The following is a 23,544-nucleotide window of genomic DNA, read 5'->3' on the forward strand; positions in this document are numbered from 1 at the left end:
CTTTTGTCGGGCAGAGCGGCTTCTTCGAGCACGCTCTGTTCCCACGCAAGATCACTGGTGAAAGCGTTGTATCGAGTGCGTTTCGAAGTTAGCCGCGCTCCGTGACAATGCGGTGACGAATGAAGCGACACGCGTCACCCGTGCGTTGCAGACGAATCCCTGCGTGGGGTGCGTTTCGTTGTTGCGTCAGGCGATGCCGGCGGCCAGACGGCCGAGTTGACGAAGCGCAGCGTCCATCCGTTCGTCGAACGGTACGGGGCAACTGAGACGGATGAACGAGCGGAACCGCTCCGAGTTCGAGAAGATCGAACCGGGCGCAATGCGAATGCCGTGCGGCAACGCCGCTTCGAACAGCGCATCCGACGATCTCCCGTCCGGCAGCGCGACCCATAACAGCAAACCGCCCGGCGGCAGGTTCAGCCGCGTGCCCGCAGGGAAATAGCGGCCGATGGCATCCGCACTCGCCTCGCGCTGCACGCGCAGCTTGTCGCGCAAGCGGTGCAGATGGCGATCGTACGCGCCCGAGCCGATGAACTCGGCCGCCACGAACTGCGCCAGCGATTCGTTGTGCCGCGTCTGCGCGAACTTCAGGAGCCGCACGCGAGCGTGCCAGCGTCCCGACGACATCCACCCCAGCCGCATGCCCGGCGCGAGCGCCTTGTTGAGCGACGCGCAATGAATCACACCGCCGTCGCGGTCCCAGGACTTCAGCGGTCGCGCGGGCTGGGCCGCTTCGACCAGCTCGCGATACGGCTCGTCCTCGATCAGCGCGACCCCACGGCGCGCGCACAACGCGACAAGTTCGGCCTTGCGTGTGTCGGGCATCACGCAACCGAGCGGATTCTGCAGGTTCGGCACCGCGACGACGGCCTTGATCTCCGGGCAGGCGGTCAGCGCGATGTCGAGCGCTTCGAGCGACAGACCCGTCGTCGGGCTGGTCGGTATTTCGAGTGCGCGCAGCCCGAGACTTTCGAGTATCTGCAACAGCCCGAAAAACGCCGGCGATTCGACGGCAATCGTGTCGCCCGGCTGCGCGACGGCGCGCAGCGCGAGGTTCACCGCTTCGACGCCGCCGCTTGTGATGAGGACGTCGTCGGGCGCGACGGTCACGTCCGCCGTCAACGCGCGCTTCGCGATGGCCTGCCTCAGTTCCGCTGCGCCGCCGTCTTCGCCGACTTCCGTCAGCAAGGTCGGCTTGTGACGCAGGATGCGCGACGCGAGCGACTGCAACCGCTCCGTCGGATACAGCGCGGCGCCCGCCGTCGCGCCGCCCAGGTTCAGCGCGTCGGGAAACGCCTGCGCGCGCTCGATCACCCGCGAGATGCGCTCGTGCAAGCCGACATAACGCGCCGGCTCGGGCAGTACCGGAATGTCCGGCTCGGCGACAGTCGCGAGTTTCGAGGCGGCCGGACGCCGGACAAAGTAGCCGGCGCGCGGCCGCGCCTGCAGCCAGCCGCCGTCTTCGAGACGCCGGAACACCTGGATCGCCGTCGACAAACTCACCTTGTGTCGACTCATCAGCGCGCGCACCGACGGCATCCGGTCGCCGGGCGCGAGCGTCCCCGACGCAATCACCCGGCGATAGTGCGCGGCGAGGCGTTCATATAGCGGTGCGTCGGCTTGCGCATGCGCCCGGTCGTGCGAAAGGAGAGATTCGTCGTTCAACAGATTCATCCGTTGGATCGTGCCTGCTGCAAGAACCCGTCGCCAGATACAGCCGACGGCAATTCGGAGCGGAACAGAGCAGAAAAACACGTTCCTGTAGCGGTGCAGATTCTAACGCTGTGAGTCTGTTGTGTTCGGCAGGCGGTCTTTACGCTGTGGGTTCACGGCCCGCGTATTCGAGCCACTCCGTTCACCTGCGAACATGAGCTTGCGATGAAAACCTTCGACCAACGCTACGCCCCCGGACAAATCCACGCGAACTGGTTCAAACGCGGCAGCGCCATCACCGCGCTGAACGGCGCGCTGCGACTGAGCTACCGCGACGGCTCCCTCGACTGGCTGCTGGGCGACGCGCCCAAGGTGTCGGTCGCGCTTCACGAGGGCGGCTGTCATGTGCTGCCGTATGAAGCGTTTGTCGAAATCATTGCGACGGGCGAATCCGCTGCGATTGCCAGGATTGATGCGGGCCCGGACAACAGCTCGATCGCCGCGCGTGCCGTTCGATGGTGTGTGTCGATGGCCGGGTTCAACGGCGCGCGCTTGCGCCGCAGTTGACGTCGCCGGCGCGTACGTCATTCGTCTGCAGGCTCAAGCCGTGAACGGCAATTCGGCCTGGATCGGCAGCGGCGGCGCCTGCTCGCTTGCCAGCGACAAACCGCTGACGCGCACGCCAAGCAGCCGCAGCTTGCGCGTCAGCGCGACGCGCTTCAGACATTCGGTCGCCGCGCGCCGGATCGCACCCGCATCCGATGTCGCGACGGGCAGCGTCAGGTCGCGGGTCACCGTGGAGAAGTCGTCGAAGCGCAGCTTGATGCCGATCGTGTGCCCGACGTAGCCCTTGCGCTGCAAGTCTTCGGCAACGCGCACGCATAGCCGCGTGAACGACTCCGACAGCGCGGGCCGGTCATGGCGCGGATGCAGGTCGCGTTCGAAGGTCGTCTCGCGGCTCATCGACTTCGGCTCCGATTCGACTACCACGGGGCGCTCGTCGATGCCCCGCGCGACATGCGTGAGCCACGTCGCGTACTTGAGGCCGAAGTTGGACTGCAGCAGATCGGGCGCGGCGTGCGCCAGATCGCCGACCGTGTTGATGCCGAGCGTGGCCAGCCGCTCGCTCGCTTTCGGGCCGATGCCATTGATCTTGCGGGCGGCCAACGGCCAGATGCGCGAGGGGATGTCCTCGGGCGTCAGTATGGTCAGGCCGTCGGGCTTGTCGAGTTCTGAGCCGATCTTGGCGAGCAGTTTGTTCGGGGCGACGCAGATCGAACACGTCAGGCCCGTCGCGGCGCGGACTGCCTCCTTGATGCGCGAGCCGATGTTGGCGGCATCGCCGGGCACGTCGGTGAGGTCGATATAGATCTCGTCGATGCCGCGGTCTTCGATACGTGTCGTGAACTTCGCTACTTCAATCTTGAAGAGGCGCGAGTAGTGGCGGTAGGAATCGAAGTCGGTGGGCAGGAGGATGGCGTCGGGCGCGAGCTGCGCGGCCTTCATCATGCCCATCGCCGAGAAGACGCCAGAGGCGCGCGCCTCGTAGGTCGAGGTTGTAACGACGCCTCGTCCTGCGTAATCCTTCAGTCGCGCAAAACGGCGTGTACCGTCAGCCAGCGTTTCGGGCGCCGCATTGCGCCCTCCGCCGATCACGACTGGCATACCACGCAACTCCGGATAGCGCAGCAATTCGACGGATGCGTAGAACGCGTCCATGTCGAGATGCGCGATACGGCGGACAGTGACACTCATGATGCCTGATGCGGTTGGCGATGGAAGAACGCGCGGCAGCGAGCACGACAGAAACGTTCGGCGCTGCACCCGCGTACGCCCCGACTAGCCGGGACAAGCAGCTTACCAGGTTGTCCGCGCGACCCGGATTGAAGCGACGGTAGCCGCCGCTTCACGACTTCCCTCACACGCGAAACACGTTGCCATCGGGACCGATTTTGCGCGGAATGCTCCGGTTGCCGGGCCGCTTGGTCGACACCACCGACGACGCGCCCTGAACAGCCGGCCTATTGCCCGGTTCGGTCACTTTCCTCGCAAGCCGCGGCGAAGCGGGTTTTTGGGCATGCGGACGAACTGGCTTTTGCGCCGTCGCCCCCGCCGCATGGCCGCGTGCTTCAGGGGGATTCCAGATCTCGACGTACTTTTCCGCGTGTGCCGCGGAAGTCAAAACCAGCGCGGCGAGTCCGACCCACAGACGACCTGCTTTCATTGCTCACTCTCCTGTGCCTCGCTTGTCGCTACGGACCAACCCGCCGTGCCCACCGACCGGCCGTTCTCGCACGCATAGAACGTCGGCTCGCCCGCCTTGCCCCGGCGGATGGCCTCGTCGATTTCCCGCTCGCCGAACGCCGACTTCAGGGCTGCAACGAACGCCGCGATCTCGGGCATAGGATGACCCGCGGGATGATGCACACGCATGTCCATAACGCACGTTCCTGTTCAATCGCACGCCGATACTGTATATCCATACAGGTTTTTGTGCAATTGCTCCGACGCGGCATTACGCTTCGCCGGGCGCGTCTCCTACGCCGGCGCGCAGCAGTCTAACGCGCCTGTCCAGACAGCGGACGAAGAAACGCCAGGCCGTCGCAATCTCGCGACGCCCGGCGTTCAATCGTTGACGGCCGACCGGCAAGCCGTCAGAACGCGTGACGAATCCCCACCATGCCGACGAACTGCGACGGCCCCGACGACGGCGTCGTGTTCTGCGAATCGCCGACGACGGCCACTGCGTCGGCGATCCTCGTGCCCGAACCCGATGCGATCAGCGACCTGCCGCGCGCCAGCTGGTACGCCTCGAGCGCGTAGAACGTCGTGCGCTTCGAGAGGCTGTAGGTCTGCTCGAGCGAAATCTGGTGGTATTGCGCCGGATCGTCGATACCGTTCGCCTTGCTCGCGCGCGTGTAGCTGTAGCCGATGCCGGCAATCACGGACGGCGTGAAGCGATACGTGGCGATCGCGCCATACGTGTTGAACACCGCCTCGCTGGCGAACAGCGAATGCGAACCCGGCGCGTACTGTACGTTCGAGTAGTTCACACCGACCATCAGGTCGTTGAAGTTGTAACGGGCGGCGGCGGCGACCATCTGCGTGCTGCTCGCGCTGGCGTAGCCGTTGTTCACGGGCGAGTTGATCGCGAAGCTGCCGAGCGACTGGCTGGTTGTGATGTCCTTTAGCTTCACATAGCCGGCCGCGACCGAGAACGACTGATAATCGTAGCGAAGCGCCGCGCTGAAATTGCTGCCGTTCGTCACACTGCCCGGCACGCCGCCGAGGCCGTACTGCGCACCGAACGAGAAACCGGCTATCGTCGGCGATGCATAGGTGATGGAGTTGTTGAAGCGCAGCGTCGTATCCAGTGCATCGAGGTCGCCGGGGTGTGCGCCTGTTGCGCCCGTCAGCACGCCCGTCGGCCCGAGCGCGCCGACCATGTTGAAGTACGGCGTGTACTGGCGGCCGAGCGTCACCGTGCCGTACCTGTCGTTGCTCAGGCCGACATAAGCCTGGCGGTTGAAAATGTTGCCCGCGCTGCTTTGCGCGCCTGTGAGCGAGTTAAAGCCGCTCTCCAGCCGGAAAATCGCCTTCGTTCCGCCGCCGAGTTCCTCCGCGCCCAGCAGACCGAACTTGCTCGCCTGCAGGTTGCCCTGGCTCATGTAGAAGTTCGAATGGCCGCGCTGATTGCTGACATAGCTGAATGCGTTGTCGACGACGCCGTACAGCGTAACGCTGCTTTGCGCCAACGCGTTCGTGGACAGCACGGCACCTGCGAACGGCAGGCATGCGAGGGCCACTGCACGCATGCGCATGCATGTCAAAGTCTTCATTCTTGTAAGTCTCCTGCTTGTCATGCGGCCTGTCGGCCGCCCTTGTGGTGTGTGTTCAGGTGATGGATCAGCTCGCGAGACGCAGCGTCAGGCGGCGCCAGCCGTTGACGATGGAATCGCCTGTCACGGTGCCGCTCGTGCACGTCACAGCGCGCGTGTCGGATGCAGGCACACTGAGCCGCACTTCCGTCTGCTCGAACGGCATCTGCCCCTCGCGTTCGATCGAAATGCGCAAGATGGTCGCATCGCTGGCAATCGCGACGTTCCAGCGGCCCTGTGCGCCATCGCGCCATGCTTCCGTTTCGCCGTCGTCTTCGACGCATCCGCCCTGCGCCGTGCCGACGCCCTGGAACGGCACCGCCATGAACGCGCGCTCGTCGGCGGGCTGCGCGAAGTGCTGCTCGGCGACGTTCAACGCAATCACGCTGCCTTCCCGCAGCAGCATCAGCGGTTGATCGAACGGCACGGCTTGCGTGATGCATTGCCCGCCGTCGAACACCTCGCCGCTCCAGTACGACGCCCAGCGCACGCCCGCCGGCAGATACACGTCGCGCTCGCTCTGCCCTTTCTCGACGACGGGCGCCACCAGCAGCGATGAACCGAGCATCATGTCGTCGCCATCCACAAGGCAGCGCGGATCGGTCGGAAACTCCGCGAACATCGGGCGCAGCACCGGCTCATACGAGCGATGCGACTGCCACAGCAGTTCATACAGATACGGAATCAGCCGATACCGCAGCTTGATGAGGCCCGCGATCGTGCTGGTCGCTTCGGGATACATCCACGGCTCGTTGACAGTGCCGTCGTCATTCCACGAGTGGATGCTGAAACGCGGCAGGAAAATACCGAATGCGACCCAGCGCAGCAGCAGTTCCGGCTCGGGCGCCGGACCCGAAAATCCGCCGATGTCGTGACCACTGTTCGACACGCCCGACATCGCCAGCCCCAGGCCCATTTTCAGGTTGTAGCGCAGCGTTTCCCACGACGTATAGTTGTCGCCCGACCACGTCTGCACGTAGCGCTGCATGCCGACGCCGCCCGAGCGCGACACCAGGAACGGCCGCGTGCGCGGCGCGTACTCGCGTTGCGCATCGCGTGACGCACGCATCATCAGCTGCGTTTGCAGCACTTTCGCCTGACGCGCCGGGAACGGCTCGCCGAAGCCTTGCGCGATCGCGTCAGGCGTCCAGATTTCGAACTCGTTGTTGTCGTTCCACGTCGACGCGATGCCATAGCGCAGCAGACTGTCCTTCACGCGCGCTTTCCACCAGTCGATCGTGTTCGGGTTCGTGAAGTCGAGATAGGCGCCGACTTCGTCCCAGAACTGCACCCACGCCGGCTCGCCGTCGCGCGATTGAATCAGCAGCCCCGCTTTTGCGGCTTCGTCGAAGGCCGGGTGATCCTGCAGCAGACACGGCTTGATGTTCGGACATAGCCGCACGCCTTCGCGCAGATAGCCCTGCACGAAGCCTTCGATGTCGGGGAATTTGTCGTGATTCCAGTTGAACACGTAGCGCTTCGGCCCGATCGACGTGTAGCCCGACGACAGATGAAACGAATCGCACAGCACGTCGTGTTCGCGGCAACGCTCGATGAATTCACCCATGCGGCGCTGCGCGTCGGGCGCGTCGGTGTAACTCATCGTCGAGCCGGAATAGCCAAGGCCCCACTTCGGCATCAGCGCGGGCCGTCCCGTGAGCCACGTGAAGCGGCGCACCGCGTGCAGGGGCGTATCCGCCGACGCGATGAAGTAGTAGTCGAGATCGCCATGCTCGGCGACGAAATGCCGATAGTGGCCGTGGTAGTTGTCCAGCTCGCGGCCCATGTCGAAGCGGCAGTCGGCCAGCGTGTCGTAGAACAGGCCGAAGCCCAGCGACGTCTGCGGCTGCCACGTCACATAAAACGGGATGTGCTTGTAGAGCGGGTCCGTGCTGCGCGCGCTGTAGCCCATCGCGTCGATGTTGCGCATCTCGTAGCTCTGATTCGCGCGATCCAGCGTGCCCGCGCGCTCGCCGAGTCCGACGTACATTTCGCCGCGCTGCCGCTCGACATAGTGATAGACGCGCTCATCCCACCAGCCGAAGTTGTACGCCTGCGTCTTGCGATCGCTCATCACGTGGTGCCACGCGCCGTCGCGCGCGATCTCCCACGAACAGAAGCCGCCATTCAGCGCGACCGTCAGGCGCACTTTTGCCGTTTCGACGACGAGCCGCTCGGCATCGCTCGCCGCACTGAACGCCACCGGTTCGAATCCTTGCAGGTCGTGGCGGTCGCGCCCTTCGAGCGGCACGTCGTCCAGGCCGGGCGCGATCGACCAGGTACGCGGACCGCGCAACTCGCCGTGCGGCAGCACGAGCACGCGGATGATGTCGTCGGCGAGCACGAACACTTCGATCCTCGCGCCATCGGCAGCGCAGAGCACGACCGGCTTGCCGGTTTGCCCAGCGCGCGCAGGCTCGGCGCCCGCTTCGGAGACGGAGAACTGCGGTGGATGCTTCAACGTAGCCATGATCTATTTCCAGGTCAGTCAGTTCAGGCCGCGCTGCCCGCGCCGTTTCCGACACGTTGCAGACGGGCGTCGCGCGTCACGCCGCGCATGAGGATCACGAGCAGTGCCGCGCCGATCAGGTCGAAAGCGCCGAGTGCGCCGAACAGCGGCGTGTAGCCGATCTTGTCGGCGAGCGCGCCCACCATCAGCGAGAAGCCGAGTCCGCCGATCCACGCCGCCATGCCCGCAAAACCAGCCGCCGTGCCGACCTCGCCGGGTTCGAAGACGTCGGCGGCGAGCGTGTTGACGAGCGCCGAGATCATCTGGTGCGCGAAGCCGCCGACGCAGAACAGCGCGATCGCTTCGTATGGCGAAGCGACCAACCCGATGCACGCCGGCCCGATCATCATGAACGCGCCCAGTACGACGCCCGCGATACGCGACCAGATAAGCGGCACGCGCAGCCGCTTCATCAGGAACGGCGACAGATAGCCGCCGAACAGACCGCCTAGGTCCGCGGCAAGGAACGGCAGCCACGCAAACAGCGCGATCTGCTTCAGGTCCATGTGCCGTTCGGTGGCGAGATAGAGAGGAATCCAGAAGCTGAAGGTCTGCCAGGCCGGCTCCGCGAAAAAGCGCGCTTGTGCGATCGCCCAGAAGCGGCGCGTGCCGAGCACTTCACGGATGCGCCGCTTGTCCTGCGCATAAGCAGCAGGCGGCGTCTGCCCTTCCGTGATGGTCGCGCGTTCTTTGTCGCTGATGCGTTTGTGGTCGGCGGGCGCGCGATAGAACACGTACCACAGCGCCGCCCACACGAAACCCATCGCGCCCGTCACGGCAAACGCGCTCTGCCAGCCGTAGCGCAGCGACAGGAACACCACCAGAGGCGGCGCGAACAGCGAACCGAGCGACGTGCCCGCATTGAAATAGCCGACGGCAACCGACTTCTCGCGGTTCGGAAACCATTCGGCGACCACTTTCATGCCCGCCGGAATGGCCACGGCCTCCGACAGTCCCATCAACCCGCGCAACGCAGCAAGCGACAGCCAGCCGCTCGCGAGACCGTGCAGCATACCCGTCGCCGACCACAGGCACGCGAACAGCGCGAAACCCAGGCGCAGGCCGATGAGGTCGATGACCAGCCCGCATACAGGCTGCATGATCGTGTAGCCGATCTGAAACGCGCCGACGACATAGGAGTACTGCTGCGTGTTCATGTGCAACAGCGTTTTCAGCTCCGGCGCCATGACGCCGAGCGCGTTGCGCGACAGGTAGTTCACGATCGTCCCGAGGCACACGAGCGCGATGATCCACCAGCGCAGGCCAATGATTGTCTTCAACTGTGTCTCCATTCCTTTTGCGGACCGGGTCTTGGGACGCCCGGCATCGTGACCGACAATGTGCGAATTCGAACATCAGATGCACATTTATCGTCGGTCATCGTATCACCGAAACATCTGCGGGATACCAGGGAAAACCATGTGGCACACATAAATATCGGGCGAAAAGCCGCTCGGATGGCCCATGTGCGTAGTTGTCAGCGAAATCTGCCGAAAAACGACATGGCTTGCGTGTCGTTCGCGGCATGTTCATTCGAACATCAATTTGTTCTCTTGCGCGCCAAATCGAATATTACAACGCCGGCAGAATGCGCCCAGAATCGTCGCGCTCGCGCGAAGAAAGTCCTTACGTTTGCGACGTTTATCCTGGCGCTTGCGCGCTAGCCAGCACGCGCGTGCCAGAACCACGGGGTCTCAACGACGCTGAATCGGACACTTCGGCGGCCTTGCTCGCTTGCGCGCGATAGCGCGTGGGCAGTCGCCCATCACTGCGAAGGGACTTCCTGACGTTCCACAGGCGCGGCGTCCGGCGTGGTCGGCCGACAGGCGGGAGAGATACGTCATCGTACAAGGCACAGTCACCACACGACGCCAGAAGCTTCACCAATACTTTCTTTTACCTTTCTTATTTCTTTCGAATTAGACTGACGGCGCAATCAGCACATCACAGGAGCGCTATATGGGGAATTTAGGCGGTTTCATGCAAGGGGCAGTCGCATTGGGCGGCTGCATCGGACTGTTCACGACGATTGTCTGTCTCGTCGAACTGTTTGGCGGCTGATCGTCAGATCGAGCGCGGGGGGACCACGTAGCACCGAAGAGCCGTCGCGGATCGACGGCTCGTTTCTTTTTCACTGTTGCTCGACAGCGGGCACTTCTTCCATTGTCGACGCTCGCACGCGCTCGGCGAAGCTTTGCAGCGCCGCCAGCGATCCGTGCACGCTGTGATATTCCTGGCGCCCGATCCGGCCTTCGAGCACGACCGTCATGCCCGCTTGCCGCGCCACATCGAGGATATCCATCTGAACCTCCACACTCTGTCCAAGTCCTGAGTCGCCAGGCGCCACGCAATCGGGCGCCCCTTGGTGACATTCTATGAATCTCTGGCGCAGCATCAATCGCATGCGCGGGGAATCTATGTTTGCGTGGGCACAACAATCCGCATCCCCTGCTGGCACGATAAATTAACCCCGCTTTCGAGACCCCGATTCGACCGCGCTTGCACGCCGGATTCATCCGCGCGCGCCCGCCTGCCTGTAGCATTTCCGTTGCCGCGCCTGCGCGACGGACACGGTGAGCCAGCACACATCGCCATCGCAACCACTGCGAACGAGGGGACGCCATGATTGTGTACAAGTTCGGAGACGGCTCGGGCGCGATGCCGCCCGATCTCAGTCCGTTCGTCGTCAAGCTGGAAACATGGCTTCGACTGTCGAACATTCCGTACGAAGGACGCGTCGGCAATCTCAATGCGATGCCGAAGAAAAAGCTGCCCGTGGCGGACATCGACGGCGTGACGGTGTGCGATTCGTCCGCGATCATCGGCTATCTGCAAAGCCGCTATCCGCATGCACTAAACGACGCGCGGCTCGACCCGACGCAACGCGCGCAGTCGGCGGCAATCAAGGCGCTGCTGGAGACGCACCTCTATTTCGTGACCGTGTATTTCCGCTGGGCCGTCGACGCCAACATGGCGCTCTACAAGCCGCTTCTGGTCGACTATGCGCGGCTCACCGCGCCCTTGCCCGCCCGGCCCGTGGTCGGCGCGCTCGCACCACTGCTGTTGCCCGTGATCCGCCGCAAGGTGCTGCGTCAGACGTGGGAGCAAGGCACCGGGCGGCACAGCTACGACGAAGTCGCGCGGATGGGCGTCGACGGATGGCAGGCCATCGCCGATCTGCTCGGGGACCAGCTGTTTCTGCTCGGCAACGAACCGTCGACGATCGATGCAACGGGCTTCGCGTGGGTCCACACGACGGCCGTGCATCCGTTCGACAGCCCGGTGCGCGAGTTCGTCTCGACGCATCCCGCGCTGATGGCGTATCACGAACGCATCGCCGCGCGCTGCTGGCCGAACCTGGTGCGTGCGGCACGACGCTGAATCCACGGGAATGCTGACGGCTGTCATGAACTGTCCGCCGCGGCGCGTGCGGCTGGCCTGACTCGCGAATGGCCAACTGTCTATTCCGCCCGGTGCGTCGCGCAGCGACAATCCTTGCAGACTCACTGAGGCGCCTATCCCATGACCACCCTGCCGATCCTTTCCGCCAACGTCCTGTTCGCCTACTCCGCGTATTTCGTCGGCACGGCAAGCCCGGGACCGAGCAATCTCGCCATCATGTCGATCGCCACCGCGGACGGCCGCAAAGCTGCATTTTCGTTTGCCGCGGGCGTCGTGTGCGGCTCGTGCTTCTGGGCGATGCTGGCGGCGCTCGGGCTGTCGGCGGCACTGCTGGCGTTTTCGGGGCTGATGGCCGGGTTGAAGATTTTCGGTGGATGCTATCTGCTGTGGCTCGCGTTCAAGTCGGGCCGCTCGGCATGGCAGCCGCGTGCCGCACAGGCACAGACGGCGGGCGGCAATCCGTCGTTGCGTCGTCTCTATACGCGCGGCCTGCTGCTGCATCTCACGAATCCGAAGGCAATTCTCGTGTGGATTTCCGTCGTCGCGCTCGCGTCGCCACCGAATGGGAGCGCGCCGCATATGCTGACCATCGTCGCCGGCTGTCTTGCGATCGGCATGCTGGTGTTCGGCAGCTACGCCGCCCTCTTCTCGACGCCGTTCGCGCGCCGCGTGTATCTGTCGGTCCGCCGCTGGCTCGATGGCGGGCTCGCTGTCGTGTTCGGGCTGGCAGGGTTGAAGCTGCTGACTGCGCGCGCCTGATCGACGATCACTTTCCCCAGTAACACACGACGCCCTGCCGCGCGCTGCTGTCCGACGCATACGGAACGAAACCCTTCGCCCGGCTGCGCGCGAACACGCGCCGCGCACGCGTCGAGGCATCGCAGCCACCGACATAATCGAGCGTTGCGATCCAGAATGCGTGTCCATTCGGCGTGAGCGTCATCGCTTGCCACACGGCCAGTTCCGCTTCGGCAGATGCATCGTATTTCGGCGCGTACACCTCTTCGTGCGCCACGCCGTCGAGCAGCGCTGCAAACGCGACACCGCCCGTCGAGCCTTCGCGCGTGGTGCGCCCCGTCGCGTTCTGCATCACGAAGACGAGCCGCGGATATTTCTCGCGCAACTCGCGCACGAGATCGAGGCCGCCTTGCGCGCACGCGGCGTCACACGGACCGTTGCGCGTCGCCGTGCCGTGCTCGACGATTTCAAGGTTGTCGAGATAGAAGCCGTCCGCGCCTTGCGCAACGAGGCGCGGCGCGACGTAATCGACGATGAGCCGCCGGTAAGCGGCGTTCGACAGGTTCATCCACACTTCCTGCCCGTAGCCGCAATACATGCCCGCATGCGCCGCCGTATTCGCGGCGCACGATACGAAGCCGGCCGGCGCCTCGCGCCAGTACGAGCGCCAGGTCTCGCATGATCCGAGGTTCAGGTAGCTCAGCACGATGTTGCGGCCGCCGTTCTTCAACACGGCGACTTCGGCGGGTGTGAAGTTGTCCGTGCCGGGGTCAAGGTCGACATCGATTACGCGGAACCTCGACGCGACGCGCGCGAGGCTGCCGAGCCCCGCCGCGTCGCCGTAGTACGACATCCACGGCGATGCTTCGAACGCGCGAGTCTCGACGGCGGCGGCTCGATCCGCGCCATGCGCGCCCGCCAGCGGCAATGCGAACGCCGCGAACGCGGCGAACGCCGCGAGCACCCGTCGCATGCATCCGAAGACCCGTATCAACTGTGCGTCCACTCGACCGCTCGCAAGGAAAAGACGCGCGCCAATGTAACTGCGCCGCGTGAAAGGGCCCGAAGCGTCAAAGATCAGGTTCCCGCATGCAGCCGTTGCGCTTCGCGCGCGAAGTCGCCCGGCACGACGGGCCGTCCGAACAGATAGCCCTGTTGCCGTTCGCATCCGATCGAGCGCAGAAACGCCGACTGCTCGCTCGTCTCGACGCCTTCGGCCGTCACGCTCATGCCGAGCGAGTGCGCCATCGCGACGACGGCATGCGTGATCGCCACAGCATCGCGATGCCCGGGCAAGCCCGCGACGAACGACCGGTCGACCTTCAGGCTGTGCAGCGGAAAGCGCTTCAGATACGACAGCGACGAATAGCCGGTGCCGAAATCGTCGACGGAAATGCGCACGCCCATGCCGGCGAGCGTCGTCAGAAGCGGCATGACGGATTCGCTGTCGCTCATCAGCACGCCTTCCGTGATTTCGAGTTCGAGCGCCGACGGCTCCAGCCCCGTCTGTTCCAGAGTTGCCGCGACATGGCCGATCAGTTCGCCGTTGATCTGGCGCGGCGAGAGATTCACCGCGATCATCAGATGCGGCGTGATCGTCCTGCGCCATTCGACGGCCTGACGGCATGCGTTCTCCAGCACCCAACGGCCGATATCGATGATCATGCCCGTGTCCTCCGCGACGGGAATGAATTCGACGGGCGACACCTGGCCCAGCTCGTCGTTGCGCCACCGCAGCAGCGCTTCGGCGCCCACGATGCGCCCCGTCGCGCCCTCGACGATGGGCTGGTACGCGAGGCTCAGCTCGCCGGCGGCGAGCGCGCGGCGCAACGACTGCTCGATGCCGAAGCGCCGCTTCAGGCGCTGGCTCAATTCCGCCGTGAAGAACTGGAAGTTGTGGCGGCCGCGCTGCTTCGCGTCGTACATCGCGGAGTCGGCGTTGCGCATCAGTGTCTGCGCGTCGCATCCGTCGTCGGGAAACAGACTGATGCCGATCGACGCACCGAGGTAATACTCGTTGCCGCCGACCGCGAACGGCCGCGCGATCGTGTCGAGCACCCGTTGCGCGAGCGAAGTCAGGAACGACGCGTCGGTGTAATCGCCCGTCGCGATCACGAACTCGTCGCCGCCCACCCGGGCGAGCGTGTCCTCGCTGCGCACGCAGCCGGCGAGCCGCGCGGCGACGCTGCACAACAGCGCATCGCCCGCTTCGTGGCCGGCGATGTCGTTGACCTTCTTGAAGCCGTCCAGATCGACGAACAGCACCGCCAGCCTGCGCGCAGCGGCTCGCGGCTCTCCGCGTCCGTGCGCGGCGGCGCTCGTATGCGGCGCAAGCCGCTCGCTCATGCGGTCGGCGAGATAGGCGCGGTTATAAAGTCCCGTCAGCGAGTCGCGCGTCGCGAGATACTGCAGTTGCGCACGCGCAGCCTGCACCGCGCTGATGTCATTGAACGAAACGAGCACGGCGCCAGCTTCGGTTTCTCCCCGCTTGAAGATAGGCACGACGTTCTCGGTGATCCAGATCGAGCCGCCGCCCACCAGTTCGAGACGCAGCGTGATGCCGACCACGGGCCGGCCCGTGCGCAACACACGCCGCGTCGGCTGCTCCGCCGTTTCGACGGGCGAACCGTCGTCCCAGAAAGCCGCGCGAATCACCTTGTAGATGTCCCGGCCAATCACCTCGCCCGTCGCGCGCAGCATGCGCCGCGCGCTCGGATTGCAGGCGAGCACCACCCCTTCGCGCGACTGCACGACGATGCCTTCGTTCAGATGATCGACGACCAGCCGGTGATGCTCCTCGCTCTGCGCGAGCCGCTTGCGCATCAGATCCTGATGAACGGCCAGCCCGACGCTCTGGCCGATCTCGCGCAGCAGCGCCTGTTCGCCGTCGTTGGGGCGGCGGCGCCTGTCGTAGTAGACGCCGAACGCACCGAGCACCTGGCCCGCGTCGTCTTCGAACGGCACCGACCAGCAGGCGCGCAACCCGAGCGGCAGCGCGAGATGCCGATAGTCCGCCCACAGCGGATCGCGTTCGATGTCCTCGACAATCACAAGGCGCCGGTCGTGCATCGCCGTGCCGCACGAGCCGGCGCATGGACCCAAGCGCATGCCGTCGATGGCCGCGCTGTACTGTGGCGGCAGCGACGGCGCCGCGCCGACGCGCACGGTAAAGCCGTCGGTGTCGAGCACGAGTATCGAGCACCGTGCGCCCTCGCCGAGCAGCGTTTCGGCACGGCGGCATACCTCTGCCAGCAGTTCGGGCAGCGGCGTGCTGCGCGTAAGCAGGCGCAAGACGCTCTGTTCCGACGCGCGCACCTCGGCGGCCAGATCCGCGCCGTGGCGAGTGCGGCCGGCCGGCTTGTCAGTCGCGATGTCTGCAGTCACTTGACGACTCATGGTTGCACTCCCTTCATGCAACAACGGCAGACGGCCGCGCATCGCGTATCAGGGTTTACGCGGAGCGCGCGTACCGGAAGACGCAAACGGCCTATGTTCGATGCGGGTCGAAAGTCTGCGACTCGATCGCGCCGCCCCGCGCGACGATCGCCGTCGACTCCGGTATTTCCTCCCACCATCCTTCCAGATCGACTAGCGGCTCCGACAACACGAGAAACGCGTCTTCGCCGACCGCGGCGAGGCGCGGATCGTCGGGGTACAGCTCCATCAGATGGCGGATCGACGTACTGTGATAGAGCGAGCGCGACTGCCGTTCGCTGGAATAGCGCGCCGACACGATCTGTTCGCCGTCCGTCGCGCAGACGGTCATGTTCAGCGGCGCCTCGATGCCATGCCGACGCCCCGTTTCCTCGATGAAACCGGCCATCCGTTCGAGCGCCAGCACAGGATCGAATTCCAGCCCGAACGTCAGCGCGAGGTAGAACATGACCTCGGAATCGGTCGAGCCTTCGATCGATGCAAACAGGTCCGGGTCGATGCCGAGCATCAGGTCGCGCCGCACTTTCGGATAGTCGCGTATGAGCCCGTTGTGCATGAACAGCCAGCGGCCGTAGCGAAACGGATGACAGTTGGTTTCCTGCGACGGCGTATCTGTCGCCGCGCGAATATGCGCGACGAACAGCGGTGCGCGCACGGCACGCGCGGCGTCGCGCAGATTCCGGTCGCTCCACGCGGGATGCGCGCAGCGGTAGCGGAATGGGATGTCGGTCGGATGGCCGTACCAGCCGACGCCGAAGCCGTCGCCGTTGGTGGTGGTTTGTCCGAGCCGCGAATGCAGACTCTGGTCGATCAACGAGTGCTTCGCCCTGAACAGCACGGCTTCGAGCTGAATCGGGTTCCCTGTGTAAGCCAGCCAGCGGCACATGATCGCGCTCCTCGATGAAAAACATCTATGCACGCGCCGCTTTGAAACACAGCGCGGCGCTCAGTTGTTTAGGCGCCCGGCCGCAATCGGCGCAAGGAACTCGGCCAGACCCGTCAGGATAATCTGCACGCCGATGCACAACAGCAGGAATGCGGACACCCGCAACGCCACCTTCGTCCCTTCCTTGCCGAGCAGGCGCGCGAACGTCGCAGCATGGTTATACGTAAACCAGATTGCGAACATGACAAGAACCGAAATGGTCACGGACGCAATCGACGACATCAGGAACTCCGACAGCTTGTGACTGCGGTTGGCGTTCAGCGCGATCGCCGTCGCCATCGTGCCGGGGCCTGTCGTGAGCGGCACCGTCAACGGAAAGAATGCCTTCGACATGGCATTGTCGGGATCGACAGGTTTCACGGCGGCTTCGTTCGGCTGCCGTTCGGGCGCGTTCAGCATGTTCCATGCGCTCACGGCTACAGCGAGTCCGCCGCCGATGCGCAATGCCTCCATCGAGATGCCGAAGAAATGCAGGATCGGCGTGCCCACAAAGAATACGACCAGCAGCACGAAGAACGCATTGATGGCGACGCGCCGGGCGAGCGCGGCGCGTTCGGCGTCCGTCAGCGAGTCCGTGCGGTCGAGAAACACAAAGGCAATCGCGATCGGATTGATGATGCTGATCAACCCCGTGAAGCCAAACAGGATCTCCGAAACAAGGCTCGCAATCATCGATGGATTCGCTCTTTGAATGGTTCTGCTTTTTGCGCCGCGCAACGCGGGCAAGAGGGCCGATCAGTGTAAATGCAACGAAATCCGCACGCTATTCCCACGCACCTTCTTCATGCAACGCAGCACGCACTCGATCCATGCCAATGCACGCGGGCACTGCGTTTGCGCATGATCCTTTCAATATACCTGCATATTTTTGGCGCGCTTTACCGACCTGGGGCAAGAGGCATACAGTCGGTGCGCGGCACCCAGTCATTGCTTCATGAATTGACGTTCATCGAGACCACCTCATTCACAATCGAGGAGCTGTCCCATGTCATTTCGTCTGCTCGCCGTGCTGCCGTTCATCGGCATTCTGCTCGGCGTCCCGTTCGTCAACCGCGTCGAGCCGCTCGTGCTCGGCATGCCGTTCGTGCTTGCGTGGATCGTCATGTGGGTCGTGCTGAGTTCCATCATCATGGGCCTCATCTACCGGTTCGATCCCACTAACCGGCATGCGGGACCCGGCGAGGAGGTGCGTTCATGAGCAGCGCCCTCGCAATCATCGTCGCCGTCACGCTGTTCGCGCTGTATCTCGGCGTACGCGCCCGTCATGGGCACGACATGAGTCTCGAACAATGGACGGTGGGCGGCCGCAGCTTCGGCACGGCCTTCGTGTTCCTGCTGATGGCGGGTGAAATCTACACGACCTTCACGTTCCTCGGCGGCAGCGGCTTCGCGTACGGCAAGGGCGCGCCCGTCTACTACATCCTCGCGTACGGCACCCTCGCCTACATCCTGTCGTACTGGATGCTGCCGCCCGTGTGGCGTTTCGCCAAGGCGCACCGCCTCGTCTCGCAGCCGCATTTCTTCGCGCGCAAGTACGACAGCGCGTCGCTCGGCGTGCTGGTCGCGATCGTCGACGTGGCCGCGCTGATTCCGTATCTCGTGCTGCAACTGAAGGGGCTCGGCATCATCGTGTCGACGGCTTCGTATGGGGCGATTCCATCGACGGCGGCCATCTGGATCGGCGCGGCCGTGGTCACGATCTACGTGACGGTGTCGGGTGTCCGCGGCTCGGCGTGGAACTCGGTCGTGAAGGATCTGCTGATCCTCGGCATCGTGCTGTTCCTCGGGATCTATCTGCCAATTCACCACTATGGCGGTCTCGGCCAGATGTTCCATGCGATCGACGCCGCGCGTCCCGGCTTCCTGACGTTCCCGGAAAAAGGTTCGAGCGTGACATGGTTCCAGTCGACGGTGCTGCTCACGGCGCTCGGCTTCTTCATGTGGCCGCATACGTTCGGCTCGGTGTTCACCGCGAAGGACGAGCGCATTTTCCGCCGCAATGCGATCGTACTGCCGCTGTATCAGTTGATCCTGCTGTTCGTGTTCTTCGTCGGTTTTGCTGCGGCGTTGAAAGTGCCGGGTCTCAAGGGCGGCGATATCGATCTGTCGCTGTTCAAGCTGTCGCTGGCGACGTTCGATCCGTGGTTCGTCGGGGTGATCGGCGCAGCGGGCGTGCTGACCGCCCTTGTACCCGGCTCGATGATCCTGACGACGGCGTCGACCTTGCTCGCCAATGATATCTATCGCGGGCTCGTGCAGCGCAATGCTGCTGATGAGACGGTTGCCAGGTTGGCGCGTTTCTTCGTGCCCGTTGTGGCCGTTGTCGCCGTGCTCTTTACGCTGCATGGCGGGGAGACCATCGTTGCGCTGCTGCTGATGGGTTACAGCTTCGTGACGCAGTTGTTTCCGGCTGTGATTTGCAGTCTTGCGCCGCGCACTCGTGCTACTAAACAAGGTGCCTTTTGCGGGATTCTCGTGGGCGTCGCTGTGGTTGCTGTGACGACGCTCTTCAAGATGAGCATCGCGCAGTTGATGCCGTTCTTGCCGGACGCGTTGAAGGACGTGAATATCGGCTTCGTTGCGCTTGCGTTGAATGTGGTCGTGTTCTTTGTCGTCAGTGCGCTGACCCAGCCGCATGCGCGGGCTGATCAGTCGCGTGTCCATACGCATTAGCGTTTTTGTTCGTCTGCGCGACGCGCTGTCGTTTTTGTGATTTGCCTCGTGGCGCGTCGCGGGCATCCGCGTTTTGTTGTCCTGCCTCTTCCGTCGCCCCTGTGCGCGGCCTTGCGGGGCCCTTATTCCGCCTCCTTCGCATACAGCGTCGAGTTGGCGAAGTGCTCCGCGTCCAGCACTCGTCCCACCAGAATCAGCGCCGTTCTTTCGATGTCCGTCGCCTCGACCTTTGCAGCAATGTTGGCCAGTGTGCCCGTCACCTTCTCTTCATCCCGCCAGCTTGCGCGGTAGATCACCGCCACCGGACAGTCCCCTCCATAGTGCGGCGTCAACTCCTCCACGATGCGCGCAAGATGCCGCACGCCGAGATGAATCGCCAGCGTCGCGCGATGCCGTGCAAGATCGCCAAGGTGCTCGCCCTCCGGCATCGACGTCTTGCGCGCATAGCGCGTGAGGATCACCGTTTGCGACACATCCGGCAACGTCAACTCGACACCGAGCGACGCGGCACACGCGGCCGTCGCCGTCACGCCGGGGACAATCTCGTACGGAATGCCCAGCGCTTTCAAGCGGCGAATCTGTTCGCCAATCGCGCCGTACAACGATGGGTCCCCCGAATGCACGCGCGCGACGTCTTGTCCTTTCGCATGGGCTTGCGCCAGCAGCGCCACAATGGCGTCCAGATCGAGATCGGCCGTGTTCACCACTTTGTCGGCGACGTTCCCCCTCAAGACGGCTTCCGGGACCAGCGAGCCCGCATACAGAATCACCGGACACGAACGCACCAGACGCTGCCCCTTCACCGTGATCAATTCGGGATCGCCCGGCCCCGCGCCGATAAAAAACACCGTCATCTTTCAGCACTCCCCTCTTCTTCGTTCAATGCGCGCAGCAACTGCGCCGGACTGTCGAATTCGCGATCGACTTCAGGCAGCGACGGTCGCCGCATCATCACAACGGGCACCTTCAGTTCGCGCGCCACTTCGAGCTTCGCTTGCGTCGCCGAACCGCCGCTATGCTTCGTCACGAGCACGTCGATGCGATTCAGCGCGAACAGCGCCCGCTCGCCGTCGATATCGAACGGGCCGCGTGCGTCGATGATGCGCGCGCGCTCGTTGCCCCGATGCGCATCGAGACAACGCACGATCCAGAACTGATGCGCGGGAATGTCGTCGAGATGGGCGAGCGGCTCGCGGCCCGACGTGAACAGTACGCGCCTGAACGGCCGGATCGCATCGACGAGCGCATCCCAGCCGTCGACCATGCGCCAGTCGTCACCCGTTTGCGGCGACCAGCCCGCGCGGCGCAACGCCCAGCACGGCACGTTCGTCTCGCGGCACGCCGCCGCCGCGTTCGCGCTCATTTGCGCGGCATACGGATGCGTCGCGTCGATCACGAGCGCAATGCCTTCGCGCTCGATGTAGCGCGCAAGCCCTTCGCTGCCGCCGAACCCGCCGACCCGCACTTCGCAGGCCAGCCCTTCCGGCATGCGCCCGAGTCCTGCGAGGCTGTACACATGCCGCGTGCCCAGCTGCCGCGCAATCTGCAATGCGTCGCCCGTGCCGCCGAGTAAAAGCACACGGTTCATCGCGCCTCTCCCACAATATTGCCTTGCCGGTCGATCGCGAACATCTCCACTTCGACCGACGCGGGCACGATCTCGCGCGCCACGTCGCGCGCCCGCGCGCAGACGATGTCACCGAGCGGCACGCCTTCCTTCAGCGCCATTGCGAGCGCTTCCTGGCTCGTGTTCGCGCCGACGATCGCGGCCTGCAACGTGGCATTGCTGGCCGCATGGCTCGCGCACCATTGCGCGAGCTGACGCAAGTCGATGCTCGAGTTGCGGCTATGCAGATCGAGGTGCCCCGCCGCCAGCTTGCTCAGTTTGCCGAAGCCGCCGCACATGCTCAGCTTGTCGACGGGCGCGCGCTTCAGATGCTTGAGCACCGCGCCCGCGAAGTCGCCCATTTCGATCAGCGCAATATCGGGCAGCTGGTAGTACGCGCGCATCGCGTCTTCGCTCGCATTGCCCGTGCACGCCGCGATATGCCGATAGCCATTCGCACGCGCGACGTCGATGCCCTGATGGATCGACGCGATATATGCTGAACACGAAAACGGCCGCACGATGCCCGTCGTGCCGAGTATCGACAATCCGCCGACGATGCCCAGACGCGGGTTCATGGTCTTCTGCGCAAGCGCTTCGCCGTTCTCGACGCCGATCGCGACTTCGAAGCCGCCTGCGTATCCGTATTCGGCAGCGAGATCGGTTAGATGCGCCGTCATCATCTGGCGCGGCACCGGGTTGATGGCCGGCTCGCCGACGGCCAGCGTCAAGCCTGCGCGCGTCACCGTGCCGACGCCCGGGCCCGCGTGAAAACGCACGCCGGGCGCGTCGGCAAGGCGCACGCGCGCGAACACGATCGCGCCATGCGTGACATCGGGATCGTCGCCCGCATCCTTGATGGTGCCCGCTTCCGCGCCGTCCTTACCGTCGTTCAGCAGACGGCAGAAGACGAGCTTCATCGGCACGTGCTGGCCTTTCGGCAGCACGATCTCGGCGACGTCGCTGGCAATACCCGACAGCAGCAGGCGCGCCGCCGCCAGCGAGGTCACGGTCGCGCAACTTCCCGTCGTGTAGCCGCTACGCAGCAGCGCGGGTTGTTCGGGCGTTTCGTCGCGCATCACGGTTTGCGGGTGTCGAGCAGCGTAACCGGCAACCCGGAACGCCACGTTTCAAAGCCGCCGAGCGGCTGGGCTTCGGCGAGCGCGATACGCGTCAGCGTGCCGCCATGCTGCGCGCGCCATGCGATCAGCGCCGCTTCGCCTTCGAGCGTCACGGCATTTGCCACCAGCCTGCCGCCGCTTTTTAGCGCGCGCCAACAGGTATCGAGCACGCCTTCCACGGTGACGCCGCCGCCGATGAAAATCGCATCCGGCGCCGGCAAATCCTGCAACGCGGCGGGCGCCTTACCCGCGATCAGCTGCAGTCCCGGCACGCCGAGCGCGTCGCGATTGTGCTCGATGAAACCCTGGCGCTCGCCGTTCGCTTCAATCGCAATCGCGCGGCAGCTCGCGTGCGATCGCATCCACTCGATGCCGATCGAACCGCAGCCCGCGCCCACGTCCCACAGCAACTCGCCGGGCGCGGGCGCAAGACGGCCGAGCGTCAGCGCGCGCACGTCGCGCTTCGTCAGCTGACCGTCGTGTCGGAACGCGTTGTCGGGCAGTCCCGGGGTCAACGGCAGGCGCGGTGCATCGGGCGCAGCGCGCCGGCATTCGAGCGCAATCAGATTCAGCGCCGCCGTCTCGCCAATCGACCATTCATGCGCGCGGGCGTCGATCGCGCGCTCGGCCTCGCTGCCCAGATGCTCCATCACGATCATGCGCGTCGCGCCGAAGCCGCGTTCCCCGAGCCATGCAGCGACAGCCGCGGGCGTCGTACCGTCCGCGCTCAGCACGAACACGCGCGCATCTTCGTGCAGATGCGTCTGCAAGGCCGCGAGCGGCCGTCCGACGAGCGACACCGTCGGCACGTCCTGCAACGCCCAGCCCAGCCGCGCCGCGGCCAGCGACACGGACGACGGTGCTGGCAGCACGCGAAGTTCATCGGCGGGAACCTGGCGCGCGAGCGTCGCGCCGACGCCATAAAACATCGGGTCGCCGCTCGCCAGCACGCACACGGGCGTGTTCCGCCGCGCGAGCACGGGCGCGATGTCGAACGGCTGCGGCCACGGCTCGCGCACGGCGTTCAAACAGGCGGGCAGCATCGACAGATGCCGCTCGCCGCCATAGATCACCGATGCGTCGATCAGCGCGCGCCGCGCCGCTTTCCCCAGACCGGCAAACCCGTCGTCGCCCATTCCCACCACGGTCAGCCAGGCCGGCATGCCTCGATCCTCATCTGCTTGATGTACTAAAAACGCTGCGGCAGCCGTGTTCAAAGGCCGCGGCATCGTTGTGCTGTTCGAAAAAAGGCATAATACCCGTTCGCCGGTGCCTTTCGGGGCCTAAGAGGGAACACGCATCATGGCGATGACCGTGACTACCCCCGCAACTGTATGCAGCGAGGCTAGCGCTTTTCATGGACCACAGCAGGCGTTATAGCGCTAGCTCTGGTCGACAGCTCATAAAACCTGCCGGCTAATAGTTCGTGCCAGCCAACATCGGGCGGGGTGTACCGATGCCGGGCCACTCTCCTTCGAGATGCCCGGGCCCTCGCGCGACGCTAACCCGGTGATGTCTTGAACCAAGCTTTCCATTCGTCCAACGCTTTCCCCTTGCGCCCTTCGGCCTGTCCAGGACTGTTG

Annotated in this window: 21 protein-coding genes and 1 riboswitch; of the genes, 5 read left to right on the forward strand and 16 right to left on the reverse strand. The window is 64.5% G+C overall.

The features are described from left to right. Positions 1-186: 186 nt before the first annotated feature. The gene (locus BPHY_RS15890) at positions 187-1,674 is read right to left on the reverse strand and encodes an aminotransferase-like domain-containing protein (RefSeq protein ID WP_012402462.1); all 1,488 of its coding nucleotides are present in this window, start codon (positions 1,672-1,674) and stop codon (positions 187-189) included. 204 nt (positions 1,675-1,878) lie between these two features. On the opposite strand from BPHY_RS15890, the gene BPHY_RS15895 reads away from it, so the two are divergent. Continuing rightward, positions 1,879-2,220: a hypothetical protein gene (locus tag BPHY_RS15895; protein WP_012402463.1), complete on the forward strand. Its 342-nt coding sequence runs from the start codon at positions 1,879-1,881 to the stop codon at positions 2,218-2,220. Between the two features lie 33 nt (positions 2,221-2,253). Here the strand turns inward: BPHY_RS15895 and dinB are convergent, their stop codons facing one another. The 7 genes from dinB to BPHY_RS42540 form a co-directional block, all read right to left on the reverse strand. Beyond that, positions 2,254-3,408, reverse strand: a complete 1,155-nt coding sequence (gene dinB / locus BPHY_RS15900; protein WP_012402464.1) for a DNA polymerase IV — start codon at positions 3,406-3,408, stop codon at positions 2,254-2,256. 163 nt (positions 3,409-3,571) lie between these two features. Continuing rightward, a complete protein-coding gene (locus BPHY_RS15905; RefSeq protein WP_012402465.1) occupies positions 3,572-3,877 on the reverse strand; it encodes a hypothetical protein in 306 nt (101 codons plus the stop codon). Continuing rightward, on the reverse strand, positions 3,874-4,092 hold the full coding sequence (locus tag BPHY_RS15910; protein WP_012402466.1) for a hypothetical protein: 219 nt from the start codon (positions 4,090-4,092) through the stop codon (positions 3,874-3,876). The genes BPHY_RS15905 and BPHY_RS15910 overlap by 4 nt, the downstream gene beginning before the upstream one ends. A gap of 215 nt (positions 4,093-4,307) precedes the next feature. Then, positions 4,308-5,492, reverse strand: coding sequence for a porin (locus tag BPHY_RS15915; protein WP_012402467.1), 1,185 nt, complete (start codon positions 5,490-5,492; stop codon positions 4,308-4,310). Positions 5,493-5,559: 67 nt separating this feature from the next. Continuing rightward, the gene (locus BPHY_RS15920; RefSeq protein ID WP_012402468.1) at positions 5,560-8,001 is read right to left on the reverse strand and encodes a glycoside hydrolase family 31 protein; all 2,442 of its coding nucleotides are present in this window, start codon (positions 7,999-8,001) and stop codon (positions 5,560-5,562) included. A 23-nt stretch (positions 8,002-8,024) separates the two neighbouring features. Further along, on the reverse strand, positions 8,025-9,320 hold the full coding sequence (locus BPHY_RS15925) for an MFS transporter (protein ID WP_041764872.1): 1,296 nt from the start codon (positions 9,318-9,320) through the stop codon (positions 8,025-8,027). Positions 9,321-10,171: 851 nt separating this feature from the next. Then, positions 10,172-10,342, reverse strand: coding sequence for a hypothetical protein (locus tag BPHY_RS42540; protein WP_012402471.1), 171 nt, complete (start codon positions 10,340-10,342; stop codon positions 10,172-10,174). 320 nt (positions 10,343-10,662) lie between these two features. Here BPHY_RS42540 and BPHY_RS15930 point away from each other — a divergent pair, with 320 nt between their 5' ends. Further along, positions 10,663-11,421: a glutathione S-transferase family protein gene (locus tag BPHY_RS15930; RefSeq protein ID WP_012402472.1), complete on the forward strand. Its 759-nt coding sequence runs from the start codon at positions 10,663-10,665 to the stop codon at positions 11,419-11,421. A 141-nt stretch (positions 11,422-11,562) separates the two neighbouring features. Next, positions 11,563-12,201, forward strand: a complete 639-nt coding sequence (locus tag BPHY_RS15935) for a LysE family translocator (protein WP_012402473.1) — start codon at positions 11,563-11,565, stop codon at positions 12,199-12,201. Between the two features lie 7 nt (positions 12,202-12,208). On the opposite strand, the gene BPHY_RS15940 is transcribed toward BPHY_RS15935, so the two are convergent. From BPHY_RS15940 to BPHY_RS15955, 4 genes are all read right to left on the reverse strand, one after another. Further along, complete coding sequence (locus BPHY_RS15940) at positions 12,209-13,153, reverse strand: endo alpha-1,4 polygalactosaminidase (RefSeq protein WP_012402474.1); 945 nt, start codon at positions 13,151-13,153, stop codon at positions 12,209-12,211. A gap of 104 nt (positions 13,154-13,257) precedes the next feature. Continuing rightward, on the reverse strand, positions 13,258-15,576 hold the full coding sequence (locus BPHY_RS15945; protein ID WP_012402475.1) for a putative bifunctional diguanylate cyclase/phosphodiesterase: 2,319 nt from the start codon (positions 15,574-15,576) through the stop codon (positions 13,258-13,260). Between the two features lie 91 nt (positions 15,577-15,667). Next, entirely contained in the window at positions 15,668-16,501 is an 834-nt protein-coding gene (locus BPHY_RS15950; protein WP_012402476.1) for a class II glutamine amidotransferase, read from the reverse strand. 60 nt (positions 16,502-16,561) lie between these two features. Beyond that, positions 16,562-17,233: a MarC family protein gene (locus BPHY_RS15955; RefSeq protein WP_012402477.1), complete on the reverse strand. Its 672-nt coding sequence runs from the start codon at positions 17,231-17,233 to the stop codon at positions 16,562-16,564. 313 nt (positions 17,234-17,546) lie between these two features. Between BPHY_RS15955 and BPHY_RS15960 the strand changes: the two genes are divergently transcribed. Together BPHY_RS15960 and BPHY_RS15965 are read left to right on the forward strand one after the other, a co-directional pair. Beyond that, entirely contained in the window at positions 17,547-17,759 is a 213-nt protein-coding gene (locus BPHY_RS15960; RefSeq protein ID WP_012402478.1) for a DUF3311 domain-containing protein, read from the forward strand. Then, a complete protein-coding gene (locus BPHY_RS15965; RefSeq protein ID WP_012402479.1) occupies positions 17,756-19,234 on the forward strand; it encodes a sodium:solute symporter family protein in 1,479 nt (492 codons plus the stop codon). Before BPHY_RS15960 ends, BPHY_RS15965 begins: the two co-directional genes overlap by 4 nt. Before the next feature lie 122 nt (positions 19,235-19,356). On the opposite strand, the gene cobM is transcribed toward BPHY_RS15965, so the two are convergent. The 4 genes from cobM to BPHY_RS15985 are packed head-to-tail and all read right to left on the reverse strand — an operon-like array spanning position 19,357 to position 23,124. Then, the gene (gene cobM / locus BPHY_RS15970) at positions 19,357-20,088 is read right to left on the reverse strand and encodes a precorrin-4 C(11)-methyltransferase (RefSeq protein ID WP_012402480.1); all 732 of its coding nucleotides are present in this window, start codon (positions 20,086-20,088) and stop codon (positions 19,357-19,359) included. Further along, positions 20,085-20,822: a cobalt-precorrin-6A reductase gene (locus tag BPHY_RS15975; protein WP_012402481.1), complete on the reverse strand. Its 738-nt coding sequence runs from the start codon at positions 20,820-20,822 to the stop codon at positions 20,085-20,087. The genes cobM and BPHY_RS15975 overlap by 4 nt, the downstream gene beginning before the upstream one ends. Beyond that, positions 20,819-21,919, reverse strand: coding sequence for a cobalt-precorrin-5B (C(1))-methyltransferase (locus tag BPHY_RS15980; protein ID WP_012402482.1), 1,101 nt, complete (start codon positions 21,917-21,919; stop codon positions 20,819-20,821). Before BPHY_RS15980 ends, BPHY_RS15975 begins: the two co-directional genes overlap by 4 nt. Beyond that, positions 21,919-23,124 carry a bifunctional cobalt-precorrin-7 (C(5))-methyltransferase/cobalt-precorrin-6B (C(15))-methyltransferase gene (locus BPHY_RS15985; protein WP_012402483.1) on the reverse strand — a complete coding sequence of 402 codons (1,206 nt, stop codon included), beginning with the start codon at positions 23,122-23,124 and terminating at the stop codon, positions 21,919-21,921. Before BPHY_RS15985 ends, BPHY_RS15980 begins: the two co-directional genes overlap by 1 nt. An 87-nt stretch (positions 23,125-23,211) precedes the next feature. Continuing rightward, positions 23,212-23,392, forward strand: a riboswitch (cobalamin riboswitch). Positions 23,393-23,544: the final 152 nt, after the last annotated feature.

Source organism: Paraburkholderia phymatum STM815 (assembly GCF_000020045.1).
Classification (GTDB): domain Bacteria; phylum Pseudomonadota; class Gammaproteobacteria; order Burkholderiales; family Burkholderiaceae; genus Paraburkholderia; species Paraburkholderia phymatum.